General features: G+C 74.1%; 1 protein-coding gene (running past one end of the window). It reads right to left on the bottom strand.

The window, feature by feature from the left end; translation table 11 throughout:
• Positions 1 to 18,872, bottom strand: part of the annotated coding region (locus J2Z30_RS43565) for a lonely Cys domain-containing protein (RefSeq protein WP_209469095.1) (this coding region is incomplete at its 3' end). Its footprint extends 12,606 nt past the window's final position; 18,872 of its 31,478 annotated nt are in view.

Here is an 18,872-nt window from a genome sequence, read left to right on the forward strand (position 1 = left end):
GCCGTCTCCACCGTGGACGGGGTGCCGGTGGTCTCCGCCGTAGACGGCGCGTCGGCCGTCTCCACCGTGGACGGGGTGCCGGTGGTCTCCGCCGTAGACGGCGCGTCGGCCGTCTCCACCGTGGACGGGGTGCCGGTGGTCTCCGCCGTGGACGGCGCCTGCCCGGCCTGCGACGGGTCCTGGGTACCCGTCCGTGCCTGGCCGCCGGAAGGGTCCTGGGTGCCGGACGGGGGCGTGCCGAGCGGCGGCAGCAGGCCGTGGTTGACCGGCCGCGTCCGCTCCTGTCCGCTCGGCGGGGGCTTGGGCGCGCCCTTGCCTGCGGCCGGTCCTTCCGGGGGCACGACGACCACCGACGGGACCGGGGCGGGCCGCGTCGGGGGCGGGGGCGGGGCCGGCCGGGTGCTCCGGAAGTCCCAGGGGGCGCGCGGGTTGCCCGATCCGCGCGGGATCGCCGCGAGGAAGTCGCCGCCGCGCTCGTACAGGACGATGGCGTTCCGGCCGTCGGGGGACGCGGTGCCGAAGGTGTCGATCGTGCCGTTCTCGTGCACGAAGGTCACGTGCAGGCCCCTGCCGTTCGCGACCAGTTCGGCGGCGAGCAGGGCCGTTTCGCGGTTCCAGCGGCGGGCGGCCCGCAGATGCGCGCGGATCAGGCCCTTGCGCACGTGTGGGGGCAGCGGCAACGCGGCGGGCAGCCGGCCGCCGCCGCGTTCGAGCTCCCGGCGCAGCCTGTCCGTGAGCGGACGCCGGAACCCGGCCTCGTACAGCTCGTCCACGGTGAACCTGGCCCGCGGGTCGAGCCGGACCCCGGGCGGCAGCGGCTCGGTGTCCAGCACCTCGGCCAGCTCGTCGACGACGTCGAATCCGGAGTCGCCGCCGCGCGGGTCGGCCCCGAGGGCGACCGCGACAGCGGAGTAGAACATGTTTCCCACCCCGATGTCGGTCCCGACCAGGTCGTAGACGAAGCCGTCGGGGTCGGCCAGCGTGCGGGGGCCGCTCGCCGCGTCGAACTTGGGCTGGTCCGCGTAGGTCGCGTCGTCCAGGCCCTCCCAGGTCCACGGGCGGGTGGCGTGGGCGGTCAGCAGGGACTCGTCCACCGGGTCCATGCGCTTCGGCGCGGGCTGCGGCCCCTCGGCCACCGCGTCCGGCCCCACGGCCTGGAAGTGCCCGTCGGCCAGGTACAGCACGACGCGCTCGGCGTCGTCGGGCAGCGGGCGGCGCGGGTCGGGGGCGAAGTCCTGGAACGTGCCGTCCTCGCGGACGACGCGCACGCCCACCCCGTACCGGCGGGCCGCGAGCGCGGGCAGCACGTCGGCGGCGCTGTGGTTCCAGCCGGTGTCGTTCGCGGCGTCCGCGGCGCGCCGCAACTGGGCGGCGGCCAGGCCGCGGCGCTGGGCGGGGCTCAGCGGCTGGTAGCGCCGGTCGGGGGTCGGCCGGTCGCCGGCCGAGTGCGGGATCACGCCGAGGCTGTCGAACTCCCGGCGCTGCGGGGTGTCGGTGCCCAGGTCGAGGGCGGCGGAGTCCAGTTCGGCGACGGCGAAGGTGTCCGACTCGTCCGGGGAGAGGAAGGCCAGCAGCGGGGAGTCCAGCGGCAGCCCGTCCACCACGTCGGCGAACGCGCTCCGCAGCCCGGTGACGTCGAGGGGCGTGCCGTCGGCGCGGGTGCGGGCGGCGGGCAGCGCCTGCTGGAAGGCGCGGTAGAAGGAGTTGTCCGCGGGCACGTCGTGCAGCCGGTGGGTGGTCCCCTCGGGGGATTTCACCGCGGGCGCGCCGTCGTCGAGGGCGGTCACCGGGGTGTAGCGCGGCGGGGCGGCGGGCGGCTCCTCGAACATCTCGTCCCGGGCATCCCGGGGCCGCTCCGTCCCGGCGGTCTCGGTACCGGTCTCCGTCCCGGCGGTCTCGGCGCCGGGCGTCTTCGGGACCGTGGTGTCCGTACCGGGGGTGCCCGTGGTGCCGGTTCCGGGGGTGCCCGTGGTGCCGGTTTCTGGGGTCTCTCCCTCGGGCTCCTCGACGATCGTCTCCAGTCCGCCCGGCGTCCGCTTCGGCTCCGGCGTCAGCTCCGTCACCGTGGGCTCGGGCAGCCCGGCGCGGGTCGGGACGGCGCCCTCCTCGGCGCTCGGCGGGTCCTCGGGCAGCCGGTACCAGCGGGTCAGCCGGTCGGTCTGGGCCCGCAGGTGGTGGAGGGCCTCCGCCGCCGTCTCGGCCTTGCCCTCCTGGTCGCTCACCTCGGTGAGGCGCGCGTCCAGGGCTTTCCGCGCCGCCCGGTGGGTCTGGGCCGCGGCGTGGGCCGCGTCCCGCGCGCTCGCCACGCGCTCGGCCGCCGCGGCCCGGCGGGCGTCAAAGGCCCGCCGTGCCTCCGCCACCATCCGGTCCCGCTCTCCGCGCCGGATGGACTCCACCAGGGCGTCCGCCTCGGACAGGGCCTTACGGGCGTGCGCGAGCCGCGCCTCGTGGGCCTCGCGCCGCGCGGCCGGGGCGGTCTCCGCCAGGGTGTCCAGCGCGGCGTCCTGGTACGCCTGCGTCGCCTGCCCGGCCCATTCGATGGCGGACCGCAGGGTGCCGGCCACCGAGTCCGGGAAGTCGTCAGGGGCCTGCTGGAGCGCGGCGTTCGCGGCGGCCGTCGCCGCGGCGAGGTCGCGCCGCGTCGCGGCCCGCTCGTCACGCTCGGCGTTCTCGGCGGCCCGGCGCTCCCTCCGTGCCAGGACGCGCACCGTCCGGGCGGCCTCGGCGGTCTCCACCAGATCGGGCAGGTCGCGGCGGAGTTCCCAGTACTTCGCGTCCGCGTCGACCCAGGTCTCGGCCGCGTCCTTGACCTTGTCCCAGGCCTTGGCGACGGTCTCGGGGAAGGTGTCGTCGGTGATCAGCCCGAGCCCGCGGGCGACGTCCTCGCGCACCCAGGCCAGCACGTGGGTCTGCGCCTCGACGCTCTGCGGGCCGGGGTCGACGCCGCCGAGCGAACCGAGTACGTGCTTGCGGATCCACTGGCTGGACGACAGGTCCTTGAACTGCCGGTGGACGTCGGCGACGCTCAGCCAGGCCGTGGGGATCGCGAACGCGAAGACCCGGCCCGTGCTGGGCTTGGTGTTCACCTGGCGCGCCTGGTCGTTGGCGATCAGGCGCCCGTCGCTGTCGGAGGTGTCGGCACCGGTGCCGGTGGCCCCCGGGTTCGCCCAGCCGACGGTGTCCGATTTCAGGGCGGGGGTGCCGCCGATGACGGTGTTGTGGTCGCCGCCCTGGGAGGCGGCCGCGTTGTCGCTCTGGGTGATCCGGGTCGAGGACTCCATCCGGGCGCCGTCGGCCACCGCCAGGAGCCGCGCACGCGTGAAGTCCGGCCGGGAGAACACCCGGAGCGCGCCCTCGGAGTGGTCCGAGATGGCGTTCGCCACGAGGCCGCTGGTCTCGTAGCCCGCGTTGCCCGACGCCTGCTCGAAGAACGCGGAGAGCGCCCCGGAGCCGTGTGCGTCCTCCAGCACCTGCGCGGAGCCGGTGCCCTCGGCGGTCAGCGGGGTGACCCGCGCCGTGCGCAGCGCCCGCTCCAGCTCCTCGCCCGTGACCTCGCCCGAGAGGGCGGCCAGCCGGTTGTCGTACGCCTTGCCCAGGGCGAGGGTGCTCGCCGCGAGGATGCTCTCCGCGCCGATGATGTTGCGGACGTGGAAGCCGTTCCGCGGCGGGGCGAACGGGCCGTCGGACCCGTCCGGCAGCGCGATGGACCGCCAGGCTTCGAGGCCGCCGAAGCCCCCGAGCAGCGGGTTGGCGGTCCCGGCGAGCACGTTCACCGCGGGCGGCTCGTCGGCGATCTCCGGCGGGGCCAGCGGGTCGGGGCGGTCCGTCGGGGCGCCCGGGGCGGCGTCCGGCCGCATCAGGCTGAGCGGCACGAGCTCGCGCTGGCTGCCGGCCTCCCCGCTCTCCTCGATCCGCCGGGACGTGCGGTTCCAGCCGCCCTCGCCCCGCTTGCTGCCCATCTCCATGGTGATGCGCAGCCGGTAGCGGGTGGCGAACTCGGCGTGCGGCTCGCTGGTGCTCGAGGTCCACAGCCGGCCGCGGATCCGGGCGTCGGTCGCGGAGAGGTTCTGCCGGTTGGAGCCGGTCTCGGTCAGCGACGGTCCCGCCATGGGCACGACGGCGTCACCGGTGTGGACGCCCTCGTTGACCAGCGTTCCGGCGTCCTTGCCGCGGCCCACCCGGGAGGTGTCGCTGAAGCTCTCGACGGCCCACCGGTTCTCCCACAGCTCGATGCGGGGCCACAGCCGCACGAACTCCTGCTCGCCCACGGGTTCGAGCTGTACCCGGACGCGTACGTTACGTCCGCCGATCTGGATGCGCTTCCAGCCGAAGGCGCTGATCCGGGCCGTCACCGAGGAGCCCATCCCGGCCATCTCGCGGCGCAGCGCCCGGGTGACCCGGGCCGAGGTCAGTTGGCGGATCGCCTCGCGGCTGTCGTCGTCCAGGCCGCTGTCGCGCAGGCGCTGCTCGAACCGCTCCACCACGGCGGTGGTGTCCAGGGAGCCCACCGGGTACGTGGTGAACGGGGCCTTGCGGAACCACCGGGGCTGGAGCCACCGGCGGCGGGTGTACCGGGGGCCGCCGCCGAGCTCGTCGCCGGCGATGAGACCGAGCTGGTGGGCGATCCGCTCGGGCAGGTGCCCCAGCCAGCCGCCCTTGACCACCTGGCGCTCACCGGCCCAGTCGTGCAGCCTGCGCACCACCGCGCCGAGCGGGGAGAGGACGCCCGAGGAGCGGGTCTCGGCGGCCACCTCGTGCTCGGCGTCGCCGGTGGCCAGCACCTGGTGGCCCTGGTCGGACCGGGTGATGTCCGAGGTGACGGTGCGGGTGATGGTGCCGCTGGAGCCCCGGCTGCGCCACCACGGCCGCCAGACCGCGCCGTAGCTGCCGGTCACCCCGGGCCCGCCGGCGTGGGAGTGTCCGTAGACGGCCGTGATGCCGGCCTGCTGGGTGAAGCTCTTGGTCTGCGCCCCCGACGCCTTGGTGGAGCCGCCGACCGTCACCTCGGTCTCCATCGGCTGCGGCCGGGTCAGCGCCCGCACGTTGGTGATCCGCATCCGGTGGACGACGGTGGCCAGCCAGTCGATGTAGGGGCCCTTGCCGAACAGGCCGGTGGTGCGCGACCCGGTGGCGCTCGCGTTCTGGTCGGCGTTGGCCGTCAGGAACTGCGCCTGCTCCGGGCGGACGGCGGCGTCGTGCGCGGGGGCGCCCTCGCGGGTGAGCTGCCATTTGCCGTGGGACGCCTTCTCCAGGACCCGGTCGACGATCCCCCGGGCCTCCTTCGGGGCCACCACGGAGAGGGTCTGGTGGGGCAGCCCGTCCAGCGGCCCCGGGTCCCGGCCGTCCTCGGTGGAGGCGTCGAGCAGTTGCCTGGCGTCGGCGCGGGACATCGGGGACCGGGTGACCGGCTTCGGGTCCAGGAACGGGTTGTCGGCGCCCGGGGCGTGGGGGTCGGTCGCCGGGGAGTGGTCGGCCGGGACGCTGAGCAGCACCTTGCCCCGGACGGCCGGGACCTCGGCGTTGCCGCCGATGATGTCGCCGCGGCCCTTGGGCCCCCGGACGAACAGCTGGGTGCCGAGGATGCCGAAGCTGACCAGGCCGCGCAGGAGACTGCGGGGCCGCCAGTAGCCGCCGGTGCTGACGGTGAGGGCCAGGTCGTAGGAGTACAGGTTGCCCGGCTCGGTGGTGCTCGCCAGCTGGTCGAACGTGGCGGTCGAGCCGTAGCCGGACTCGTCGCGCGTCTGCCATCCGGCCTGGTAACCGGCCTGGCCGGTGAGGGCGTGCGCGGCGAACCCGATGTTGTCGGTGGCTGTGTCCCGCAGCGCCACCACACCTTCGAGGCCCAGTTCGGTCCCGTGGACCGCGTGCTGGACCTCGTCCAGGTTCGTGACACCGGGCGCGCTGTGGCGCAGGATCGTGTCGGTGGGGCCCGCGAAGGCGCGGTTGGTCAGCTCCGCGTCGAGCCAGATGTAGTAGTAGCCGCGGGTGAACCGGCCGGGGTTCACCAGGCCGATCCGCAGGCCCGTCCGGCTCATCGCCTCCAGGTTGCCGGCCATGCTGTGGTGCGACAGCGCGTTGATGACGGTGAGCGTGTTGTGCAGCACCATCTGGTAGTGCGCGTGGTTGCGCCACCGCTTGTCGTCCGGGTCGCCGAGGTCCTCCAAGCGGGCCACCATGGTGGGGTACTTGGCCTCGACGGCGGCCACCACCTGGTGGGTGAAGGATTCCAGCCGGGTGCGGTCGGCGAAGGTGACCTTCGGGCTGTCCTCGGCGGACGCGGTGTCCTGCTCCTCCACGGGGAGGTCGGTGCCCTCGGTGGACTCCGGGAACCTGCGGCTGTACTGGCCGCCCGCGTACAGGAACTGCACGGGCCGGGACATGCCGAGGGTCGGCGGACGGTTCTCGGTGAGGTAGGCGGGGGCGAACGGCTCCGTGCGCCCGAAGGCCGTCTCGTCCTCCATCCCGGCCAGGCGGCGCGCCTCGGAGCGCGTCATCCGGTCCAGGCTCCAGGTGGTGAACGGCGTCGCCCTCGCGTCACCGGTCTTGCGGATCCAGACGGTCTTCTCGACCCGGTACAGGTCGGTGGTGACGCTCCTGGCCCGGCCGACGGAGCGGACCGCGCCCGAACCGCCGGTCATCGCCGAACGGCCCCGGACGTGCCCAACGCGCGCGCTGCCGCCGAGCTGGATGCGGGGCTTGACCTTGTCCATCCAGCCGGAGATGAACCCGAAGCCCGGCACGTTGAACGCCGGCCCGGCGAAGAGGGTGATGTCCCTGGAGAGCGCCTTGGTCTGCTTCCGGGTGTTCTGCACCGTCAGGAAGGCCGAGTCGCGCAGCTCCGCCTTGTCGGTCTCCGAGGCCAGCACGGCCTGCCCGGGGACGATCCGTTCGATGACGAAGCTGCCCAGCGGGGTGTTCTTCCTGTCGTCGGCGAACAGCGGCTTGCCGGGCACCGCGGACTTGGCCAGCCGCCCGGAGAGCTGGTGGAAGTTCTGGGAGGACAGGAAGCGGTCCAGCTCGCGGTAGGCCGATGAGTCGGGTTCGGCGCCGATCCGGTCCACCGCCCAGTCACGGATCCGCGCGACGGGGCCGAAGTCCTCGGTGACGACGAGCCGGTAGTCGGACTGGGGACCCAGGTCGAGGGTCTTCGGGGTCCGGCGGAACGCGGCCTTCCGGGTCGCGGCCTCGGGCAGCCGCGCCTTGAGACCGTGGCGCACGCCGAAGCCGAACTCCACGTCCGGGGCGGCCTCCCGGGCCGGCCGGGCCCGCCAGCGGGTGCCCAGTACCCCCTGCCTGGCCGGGCGCGGCTGCTCAGCGTCGGTGATGCGCACCTCGATGTACGCGTCGTCCAGGAACGGGTGCGAGGTGTCCCACCCGCGGGTCTCCCCCACGTTCAGCACCTGGTCCTGCGCGGAGTAGGTGACCTCGCGGATGACGCCCAGCCGCATGCCGAGCCGGCCCCACAGGGAGACGACCGTCGGCTGCGGTCCCAGCGGCACCGTCGGAGCGAACTGGCGGGTCTGGCCGATCGTCTTGGACCCGCCGATGCTGGCCTGGGCGCGGTAGCTGTTGTCGACCCTGGTCGGCGAGGCGCCGTCGGTGAACTTGGTCCACTCGCCGTAGTTGCGCATCGTGATGTGCAGCTTGCGCAACCGCCCCGATTCGGTGCGGTAGACGAACTCGCGGCCGTCCCCGGCGAAGGTCTGCGGACGCTGCCGCATCGCCCGCTTGATCCGGCGGAAGACGGACTCGTCGATGTCGCCGCCGCGCACCCGGTGGCGCTCGGAGCGCTCCTCGCCCGAGGCGGTCTCCGGGCCGCGGGCGCGCATCTCGATGTCGATGTGCTCCGAGATCCGCTCCCAGTTGCGGATGTACACATCGCTCTGCCCGAAGGCGATCGGCATGGCGGTGTCGTCGGACTCGTCCCCGGGGAGCGGCAGGAAGCCGTCGACGTAGCCGGGCATGCGGCTGTCGTCGGTGAACGCGCTGGGCCGGTGCACCCGCGGCGGCGGCAGCATCTCGGCGGCGACGCGCGCCGGGCGGCGCTCGTCCAGCTCCTCGTCGATCTGCACCCCGGCCGGCCGCGACCCGGGCTTCTGGCCGGGCGGCGGGGTGGTCCCCAGGGACGAGGGTGGCTCGGACGGCGGCGAGGGCGGCGGGGCGGGGGCCAGGAGCGTGCCGCCGGTGCCGGGCAGCGGGGTGTCCGGCGTCGGCGCGTCGAGGACGGTCGTGGCGGTGTGGCGGGGGCGGTCGGGGGTGTCGGCGTCGAGCGGCGGGGGCGGCATCGGCGCGGGCATGCTGACGGAGTCCAGCGCGCGGGGCATGGACAGGCGCAGGGAGTTCGCCGTGGGGATCTCCCCGGTCTCGGGCGAGGGGTGCAGCGAGTAGACCGGGCGCTGCGACCCGGCGACCGTGTGCTCCCCGATGGGGAACTTCGTGGAGTGCACGGCGCGGCCGATGCGCTGGGACAGGTCGGGGGCCAGATCGGGGGCGAAGCGGTCCAGCTCGGAGATGTCCAGGAAGACCGGGACCTCCGAGTCGTGTCGCAGCAGCTCCGGGTCGTGGGCGATCAGTTCGATGAGCTCCCCGGCCGGCACGCGCCGGGTCACCCCGGCCGTCAGGAAGAAGTGGGTCGGGTCGTTCCTGTCCACCGCGCCGCGGATGACGTACGGGAGCGGCTTCGCCGCGCCGTTCCGCTTCTGCCCGGACCACCGCGGGCGCACCATGAAGGCGGGCGTGCGGACCGTCAGCAGGTTCGGGAGGGTGCCCGCCGAGGGGCCCAGCAGGTTCCGTCCGGCGGCCAGGGCGCCGGGCTTGTCCGGCGGAATCCGGGTGGCCTGGGGCAGCGCCGGGTCGGTCTCCAGGTGGTAGGCGGCCACCTGGTCCGGGACGGCCCCGTCGCGGCCGACGGCGTAGGCATGGGCGGTCAGGGTCCACGCCTCCTCCCGCCGCGCGGCGTTCACCTCGGACGGGTCCAGGTGCAGCACCCGCGCGGTGTACGCGTCGATCCCGGCGCCGAGCGCGTCCAGCGCCTCGTACGCCTTGGCCCGCGCCCAGAACATCCGCGACCGCTCGTCCTCGCCGACCTGGTCCGGGCCGGACAGCCACAGGAGGTCGGCGGTCTCCTGGGCCGCGCCGGGGCCGGACAGCCAGGTGGCGGCGTGGTCCAGGGCGGCCGGGAGGGTCACGAAGTCGCTCAGCCTCGTCCTCGGGATGCTGCCGAGCGCCTCGTCGAGCACCGCGCGGTAGTCGCCCCGGCGCGGCTCGCTCTGCCCCGCGGGCAGCTTCGCGATGACGATCCGCCGGAAGAGGTCCAGGGTGAACGGGCCCGCCTGCGCGAACCGGGGGTCCTTCCGCCACATCCCTTCCAGCACGGCGGCCCCGCGCAGCAGCTTCGCGTAGGCCGGGTCCTGGTCGATGAGGACGTCGTCGTCGACCTCGTTGCCGAGGGTCAGCCTCAGCGCGCGCGCCAGGTCCAGCGTGCGCAGCCGCGCCTCGGCGGGCGCCGGCCCCGGGCCGGTGTGCAGCCCGATGGCGCGCGCCCGGTCGTCGAGCTCGGGGGTCTCGGGCTCGGGGAAGAACTCCTCGTAGCTCCCCCAGCGCCCCTGCGGGTCGGTCACCAGGCAGCGGACGTACTCGCCGTTGACGCGGGAGACGGCGGACCGGACGGTGGCGGCGCTGACCTTGTGCCGCATCTCGTTGGCGTAGTGCTGTCCCTGGGGGATGGCCCGGAGCCGGTTGGGCACAAAGGCACCCGGGTTGTTCCGCCCGTAAACCGTGCGGGGCGGCAGCGCGCTGTCCGGCGGGGAGGCCGACCGGCACGTCATCAGGGCCAGCCAGTCGTCCTTCGTCCGCAGCAGACCCTGGAAGCTCTTGCGCTTCTTCAGCCACTTGGCGCCCTCGTCCTCCTTCGCCCGGTAGGAGCCCCCGTCCTTGGTGGCGAAGGATGGGCCGTGGGCGGCGAAGAACGCCTTCAGCCGTCCCCGGGCGGCCGGTTCCAGGGTGAACGCCTTGGAGTAGGTGCCGGCGGCGAAGTTCATGTGCACGTACTTCGTCACCTGGTCGAGCTGGCGGTACGCCTCCTCCCGCAGGGCCATGTCCTCGGGCCGGAAGGAGGTGCGGCCTATCTGGAGGCCCGTCCGCATGCTGGAAAGCGGCGAGGAGAGCACATTGCCGTACCAGTCCGGCCGGGGCTCGCCGTCGTCGTCGGGCAGCATGCCGGGCGGGACGGGGAACCAGGCGCCCACCGGGCGTCCGGGCTCCCGGAAGACCGCGAGGGTCAGGCCTGCCCCGTCCGGCGTGGTCGTCAGCCGCAGGTCACCGCTGTGCGCCCAGACGACGCGGCCCGTCCGCTCCGCCAGCAGCCGCGCCAGGTACTGGTCGCCGTCGCCCGCGTACGGGTCGGCCAGCACGATCGGGTGGTCCAGCGGCAGGCCCTCCCGCTCCAGGTCGCGCGCGACCAGCTCGATGAACTCGTCGACGGTCAGGTCGCGGGTGGTCCCGTCCGGCCGCGGCGCGGTGACCTTGTCGTGGCCGCCGGAGGCCGCCACGACGTACGGCCGCGGACCGCCGCGCCAGGGGGCGTCCGTGAAGTCCACCAACGGGGGGGTCCCGTTCGGGTCCGGGGTCCCGTCCGGGTCCGGCAGGAGGATGCCGATCTCGTCGGGGATCAGCTCGGCGACCTTGAGGGGGTTCCAGTTGATGCCCGGGACGCGGATGCCGCCGACGGTGAAGTAGCGGTCCCGGTCCGGGGCGATCACGCCGGACCGGTAGAACTCATACGCGCCGAGCGCCGCCAGGCTGTCCGCCCAGCCGTCCCGGACCGCCGCGACGACCAGCCCGTACAGCTCGTCGCGGCCGGCGTCGTTCACCGTGGCGTCCGCGGGCAGGTGGAGGACGCGCCGGGCCAGGCGGTCGACGTCGAACGGCCCGACGGCCAGGTCCGGGTCGGCCAGCCGGAGGGTGTTAAGCACCGCCGTCGGATCGGTGAAGTCCAAGGTCACCTGGTGCTGCGCCGTCGCCGGGTCCGCCGCCGGGGTGGCGGACGGCGGAACGTGCCGGCCGCGGTGGCGCGTGACGATGTCGAGGTCATCGACCGTCAGCAGGGGCTCGTTCTGCGGGACGTTCGCCTGGAGGTCCGCGAGCGCCGTGGCCAGCGTCGCCCGCAGACTGCCCAACGCGGCGTCCGCGCGCTGTTCGCTCTGTCGGCGCGCCTGTTCGTCGGCGTCCGGACCGGTCCCCCCGCCGTACCCGGTGATGGTCGCCGCGGGGAGCGGCTTGTCCGCGCGCCAGTCGGTCAGCGCGGCACTGGCCCAGGCGCGGGCCGCGGAGTCCAGCGCGGATGCGGCCCGCGGGGACAGCCCCGCGGAGTCCGCGGCGAACGGCAGCCGCAGGCTCTTCGGCGGCGCGGCGGCGAAGGCCGACGCACCCACCGGCGCGGTGTGGACCGGCAGCGGGGCCGCGCGGGGCACCGGGGCCGGCACCGGACGCGGCGCGTCGGCCGGGGCGTGCGGGGAGACGTAGTCCGTGGCGCGGAAGTCCGCGGCCGTCGGGGCCGGGCCGTTCGGAGACAGCGGAACGAGGGACAGCATCGGGACCGGAGCGCCCTGCGGCCCTTGAGGGAGCTGGGGAGCCTGGAACCCCTGAGTTCCCTGGGGTCCCGGCGGGGTGGGCAGGAACGGGCGCGTGACGGCGGAGGTGGACCAGACCTTCTTCCCGAGCCGCTGGGCGATCCCCTTGGCGAGGCCCGGGACGTAACGGTCGGCCTCCGGGATGTCCAGGAGGATCGCGGTGCCCTGTGGATGGCTGAGCAGGTGGCGGTCGTGGGCGAGCAGTTCGACGAACTCCGCCTCGGACATCTTCTCGTCCACGCCGTCCACGAACACCAGGAGGCTGCCGGGGGTCGCCGGGTCCACCCGCGCGCGCACCACATACGGATCCACGTCGCCCGCCCAGGGCGCGTCCACGACACCGGCGGACGTCCAGATCTTCGACAGGTCCGGGTACGACAGGGGCGGCCCGCCCAGGAAACTGCGTCCGGACGCCAGCCCCGGCGGTATCCCCGGCTTGCCGGGGGTGAACAGGGCGGTGCCGTCGGACAGGGCGCCGAGGAACTCCACGTGGGCCGCGCGCAGCGCGGTCGGACCGACGTCCTTGCGGCCGATCGCGAACAGCTTGGTCATCAGCCAGCGGGTGGCCTCACGCTCGGTCGCGTCGGGCGCCACCTTGAAGACCTGCGTGGTGAGGTCGCCGATGTTCACGCCGGGCGCGGCCAGGGCCTCCTGGGCCTTGACGCGGGCCCAGAACACCCGGGACAGCTCGGCCGCACCGACATACTGCGGGGGCTGCCACAGGAAGTCGGAGGCCAGCTGGACCGGGTCCACCTGGTTCATCCACCCCGCGGCCTCGTCCAGGGCCGGCGACAGCCGGGGGGCGAAGGCCGCCAGGGTGGTGGCGGGGGCCGCCGCCGCCGCTGCCTTGAGGGCGGCGCGGTAGTCGTCGTGACGGGCCTCGGACTGCCCCTGGGGCAGCCGGGCGGTGACGATCCGCGTCAGGAGATTCAGCGTGAACGGGCCCATGTTCCGGAAGCGCGGGTCCTTCTGCCACATCCGCTCCATCGCTGCGGCGCCGTCCAGCAGCTCCGCGTACGCCGGGTCCTGGTCCACCCGGACGCGGTCGTCGATCTCGTTCCCCAGGGTCAGCCGCAGCGCCCGCACCAGACGCAGCGTCAGCCGCCGCTTCGCCTCCGGCACCGGCCCCGGGCCCGTGTGGTATCCGGCCACCCGCGCCCGGCGGTCCAGTTCCTCGTCGGTTGGCTTGGGGAAGAAGGTAGCGATCGAACCCAGCCGGCCCTGGGGGTCGGTGAACACCGCCAGGACGTACTCGTCGACGAGGCGCCCGACCCCGATCGGCCCGAAGGCGGCACTGATCTTGCACTGGGTCAGGTCCGCCACGTGCTCGGCGACGGAGACGTCGTCGAGCGGATCGGGGACGTGGGTGCTGGACAGGGCCGAGAGGGCCGACGGGATGGTGCCCAGCGGGTGGACGAGGCTCGGAACGGCACGGTCCCCGGGAGAGGCGTTCCAGCACGTGTCCATGTGGATCCAGTCGTCCTCGTCCAGATCCTGCACGCTCTTGCGGTGGGCGAGGTACCGCGGGCCCTCCGCGCCGTAGGCGCGGTAGATCGTGCCGTCCTCGAGCGGGAACTCCATGTAGTCGGGACCGCCGTGGCCGTCCCAGGTGTACTTCGCGCCCCGGTGCGGCAGCGGGATCTTCTTGGGCACGGGCTGGCCGGTGATCGTGTCCACGTGGACGTAGCTGGTGATGGTGGCGAAGTGGCGCTGGCCATCCTCGATAGAGCCCCACACCTCGTCCGCGGGCATGACGGACCGGCCGGCCCGCAGCTTGACCTGCGTGTCCATGATGGTCCGGCTGAGCACCTTGCGGTACCAGGCCGGGAGGGCCGCCCTGCGGTCGGGCGCCAGGCCGGGTGGGCTGGGGATCCAGTCGCCCTCGGGGCGGCCGTACTCGTAGAACTCGGCCAGGGCGGCCTGGGTCTGGACGGTGTGGGTGAGCCCGTGGCCGGAGTGGGCCCACACCGTCCTGCCGGTCCGGTCGGCCAGCAGCCGTGGCAGATCGAGGCCCCGGTCACCGGCGAACGGAATGCCCAGCACGATCGGGTGGTCCAGCGGCAGGCCCTCCCGCTCCAGGTCGCGCGCGACCAGCTCGATGAACTCGTCGACGGTCAGGTCGCGGGTGGTCCCGTCCGGCCACGGCGCGGTGACCTTGTCGTGGCCGCCGGCGGCCGCCACGACGTACGGCCGCGGACCGCCGCGCCAGGGGGCGTCCTTGAAGTCCACCAACAGGGGGGTCCCGTTCGGGTCCGGCAGGAGGGTGCCGATCTCGTCGGGGATCAGCTCGGCGACCTTGAGGGGGTTCCAGTTGATGCCCGGGACGCGGGTGCCGCCGACGGTGAAGTAGCGGTCCCGGTTCGGGGCGATCACGCCGGACCGGTAGAACTCATACGCGCCGAGCGCCGCCAGGCTGTCCGCCCAGCCGTCCGCGGTGGCGTCGGCGATCAGCTTGTACAGCCGGTCGCGGGCGTCCCCGTCCACCGGGACGCCCGGGGGGAGGTGGAGGATGCGGCGGGTGAGGACGTCGGTGTCCAGCGGGTCGTTCGCCAGGTCCGGGTCGGCGATGCGCAGCTCGGTCAACCGCGCGACGGGGTCGGCGAGTTCGATCGTCACCTGGCGGCGGAGCGTCGCCGGGTCGGCGCCCGGTGTGGCGTCGGCCGGTGCCGCCTCGGCTCCGCGGCTGCCCCAGGCGACGTGGATGTCGTCGGCCACGAGCCGGTCGGCCTGGGGTGTGTTCTGCTGGAGCCGGTCCAGGGCGCTGTCCAGGTCTTCCTGGAACCGCTCGTAGACGGCGGTGGCCCGCCGCCGTGCCTCGTTGTCCGCGTCCTCCGCCGTGCCCTCGCCGTAACCGGTGAGGACCACGATGGACTTGGCCTGGTTCTTGGCGTGCTGGGCCAGCGTGGTGTGGGCCACCTGGCCGGCCAAGTCCTTGATCGTCTTCTCGGCCTCCGGGGACAGCGCGGTGGCCGCCGCGGCGAACGGCACCCGGGTCAGCGGCGCGGTGGCCGGGGGCGGCGTCACCGGTGCGGTGTGCACCGGCAGCGAGACCGGGGCGGCCAGGGGCGGCACCGGGACGGTCTGGCCCGGCAGCGAGACCGGGGCGGCCAGTCCGGGCATCGGCGCCCCGGGCGCCGAGCGGGCCGCCGCGGCGAGCCCCTCCGGCCGGGGCCGCGGCGCCGGGTTGGCGCCGGGGCCGGGGCCGGGGTCTGCGAGGGACTCGGTGTCGAGGTCGGAGTTGGTGTCGGGAACGGCCGTCGCGGCCTGCGGCCCCGGCCCCGGCTCCGGCTCCGGGTCCGGGTCCGGGTCCGGCTCCGGGTCCGGCTCCGGGTCCGTGACCCCCTTCACCGGCGTGGTGAGTTCGATCGTGGCCCGCTGGAGCGCCTGCGGGTCCGCGGCACCGGACTCCACGCCCGCGCCGCGGCTGCGGGCGGTGAAAGCGAAGTGCGCGGCGGTGAGCCGGTCCGCCTCCGGCACCCCCCGCTGGAGCCGCGCCAGCGCGTCGTCCAGGGACTCGGTGAACCACTCCAGGACGGTCTCGGCCCGCTCCTGGCCCATCTCCCGCGCCTGCTCCCGCGGCCCCTCGCCGAAGCCGGTGACCACGCCGCTCGGCAGCGGACGGCCCGCCGGCCAGTCGGCGAGCGCGGTCTGCGCCACCTCGTTCGCCAGGTCCTCGATGTCCGCGAGGGCGTCCACGGACGCGATGGTCTCACCGGGCTCGAACACAATGGTCGACACCCGCGCGGCGGGGGCCGGGGCCTCCAGGCCGACCGGAGCCGACCGCTCCGGACCGGCTCCGTCGGAGCGCGGGACCGGGGGACGCACCGGGAGGGAAGCGGGCTGTGAGTGAGGCGGGTCGACCGGGTCCGTGGGGTCAGGCTCCCCGACCGCCCAGATCCGCCGGCCGAGGTGCTGGGCCAGCGTCCGCCTCAGGGCGGACAGTTGCTGGACATCGAGACCGGGGATGTCCAGCAGGAGCGGCAGTTTCAGACTCTTGAAGCGCAGATACTGGTCCAGGGTCAGCAGTTCGGCGAACTCCTGGTGCGACAGGCTCCTGGTGTGGGTCCCGAAGACGATGACCACCCGGTCCGGGGCGTTCGGGTCCGCGGCGGCCTGTACCACGTAAGGAACCGGCTTGGCCCTGCCGTTCTGGTCCTTTCCGGCCCAGGGAGCGTCCACCGGCCCCGACGCGCCCTGGACCTTCGACAGGTCCGGGAGCTCGCCGTTCGAGGTGTTCCGGAAGTCCCGCCCCCGGTCCGGGGTGTCCTTGGCGCGCAGGACGGTCTCGTTGAAGAGAGCGCCGAGGTCGTCCAGGCTGAACGCGAACACGACGTCCGGGGCGGATCCGTCGAGCCCGGCGACGTACGCCCTCGTGATGATCTTCCGGGCGTACTCCCGCTGGTGGGGCAGGGGCTGGGTACCGGGAGCCAGGTTCACCACGCGCGCGGCGAGCTGGTCGAGGCGGGACTCGTCGGCCCACGCCTCGTTCATCTTGACCCGCGCCCAGAACATGCGGGAGCGCTCGGGCTCGCCCACCTCGTCGGGACCGGACAGGAGCAGATCGTCCTCGGCCGCTACGACGACATCCGCGGTGGTGAACCAGTCGAGGGCACGGTCCACCGCGGAGGGGAGCGTGACGAATTCGCTCAGCTTCGTCCCGGGGGCGGCGGCCGCCGCCTGCGCCAGCACATCCGTGTAATCGGACTGGCGCGCGTGCGTGCCCGGCGGGAGCTTCGCCGTGACGACGCGGTGGAAGAAGTCCATCGTGAACGGGCCCGCGCCGCGGAACCTCCGGTCGGCCTGCCACATGCGGTCCAGGGCGGCGGCGCCGTCCAGCAGGTCCGCGTACGCCGGGTCCTGGTCCACCCGGACGCGGTCGTCGATCTCGTTCCCCAGCGCCAGCCGCAGCGCCCGCACCAGCCGCAGCGTCCGCACCAGCACGGCCTCCGTCGGCTCGTCCTCACCGGTGTGGAATCCGGCCACCCGGGCCCGGCGCGTCAGCTCCTCGACGTCCGGCTCGGGCAGGAACCGCGCCCTCGAGCCCAGACGCCCCTGGTGGTCGGTGTCCACCACCCGGATGTACTCGCCGTCGCTGTCGACGTACGTGGCATCCGTGCGTACGGTGCAGTTCACCGCCTTCCTGCTCAAGTTCGCGGTGTGCTGCCCGATGGAGATGTCCGCGAGCGGATCGGGGACGTAGGAAGCGGTGAGGGAGTCGTAGGAGGCGCCGTCGCGGTACAACTCGTCCACGCCACGGTGCCCGGGCGAACCGGAAAAGCAGATCACCATGTCGATCTCGTCGTCCGTGTCGAGGTCCTGCACGCTCGGGCGGCGCGCGATGTACCGCGCGGCGTCCTCGCCCCAGACACGGATGCTCCGGCCGTCCTCCATGAAAAACACGACGTAGCCGGGCCCGCCGTGGCCGTCGAAGACGTACCTCCTCGTGCCCGGCTTGTTCCGGCCCGGGAGCGGGAGCTTGGCGGAGACATAATGGCCCGTGGCGGGGTTGTAGTGGGCGTAGTGCGCCATCGAGTCGAGATGGCGCTGCTCCGTCTCTATCCACCACTTCCTGGCGAGCTCCTTGGGCGAGAGCACGGTACGGCCGAAACTCCGCCCGGTCGTCGCGCTGACCAGCGTCCGGTTGAGGACCTTGCGCCACCAGCTCGGGGTGTCCGCGGCCCGGTCGGGGGCCGGGCCGGGAGGAGTCGGGATCCAGTCGCCGTGGATCGTCCTTCCGCGCTCGTAAAACGTGCCGATGCTGTACGTGCCCGGCTTGATCTCCGTGGTCGTGACGAATCCGCTGTGCGACCACACGGTCCGGCCGGTCCGGTGCGCCAGGAGCCGCGGCAGGTCCAGCCCCCGGTCACCGGCGTGGGGGATGGCCAGCACGATCGGCGCGTCATAGGGCGTGTGGGAGACCGCCAGGTCGTACGCGACCAGCTCGACGAACTCGTCGGCGGGCATGTCCCGGGTCGTGCCGTCCGGCCACTTCACCCTCACGCTCTCGTGGTTGCCCTCGGCCACCACGACGTACGGGGACCGCGCACCCCGCCACGGGGCGTCGTCCCAATCGATGCTGGTGAATCCGCCGTTCGGCACCTTGCGCAGGATGTCGACGCCGTAGGTGTCGAGGTTGACGACCTTCTCCGGGCCCCAGTTGATACCGGGGACGCGGTTGCCGCCGCGGGTGAAATAGCGTTCGCGGGTGCCCGACACGACACCCTCCACCATGGCGTGGTAGGCGCCCAGCGCCCCCAGGCTGTACGCCATGCCTCGCATGTACGCCTCCGAGATCAGCCGAGCCAGCCGATCGACCTCGTGGGTGCCCACGGTCGCGTCCGCGGGGAGGTGCAGGATGCGGCGGGCCATGGCGTCCACGTCCAGCGGAGCGTGTCGCAGGACGGGGTCGGCCATGCGCAGGCGGTCCAGCAGCGCCAGCGGCTGGGCCGTTTCGATGACCACCTGGCGGCGCATCGCGGCCACGTCCGCGCCCGGCGCGGGCTGGCCGACGTACGAGCCGTTGTTGCGCAGCTGAATGAAGAAGTCATCGGCGGACAGCCGGCGCTCACCCGCGGGGACATCGGCCTGAAGCCGGTGCAGCTCCGCTTCCAGGGCCTCCGTGAACTCGTCGTACACGGAGTCCAGGCGGTCGTCCGCCTCGGCGCGCGCCTCCTCCGCTGTGCCCTCGCCGTACGCGGTGAGGATCACGCTGTCGATCGGCTTGCCCTGGCCGTAGGCGGCCAGGCTGTCCCGGGCCACCTCGGCGGCCAGCCGCCCCAGTTGCTGCTGGGCGGTCTCGGAGAGCTCGGCGTCCTGGGGGCTGAAGGACAGCGTCGTCAGCGGCCGTGGGGTCGTCCCGGCCGCCGGGGCCGGGGACGGGGGCGAGGAGGTGGCCGGGGACGAGGAGGTGGCCGGGGCCGGGGACGGGGGCGAGGAGGTGGCCGGGGCCGGGGAAGCCACCGGCGCGGTGTGGATCGGCGGGGTGGTCTGATCGCCCACTCCGGGCATCGACTGCCCGGAGGACGACCGGGTCGCCGGACGGCGGGTGCGCGGGCCGGGCGGGGCGGGCGCGGCGGCGGTCCCCGGCTCGCGGTCGCTCTCGGACGCGGTGCCGTGGCCGGAGTCGGAGTCGGTGGTGCCGGACGCGGTCCCCGGCCGCGCGAGGGTGGCCTCGGCGGCCGGGGCCGCCAGGGGCAGGGGGCTGTGCGGAACGTCGCTCACCGGCGTCGCCATGGCGCCGGG

The sequence above is a fragment of the Streptomyces iranensis genome (genome assembly GCF_017874715.1).
Lineage (GTDB): Bacteria > Actinomycetota > Actinomycetes > Streptomycetales > Streptomycetaceae > Streptomyces > Streptomyces iranensis.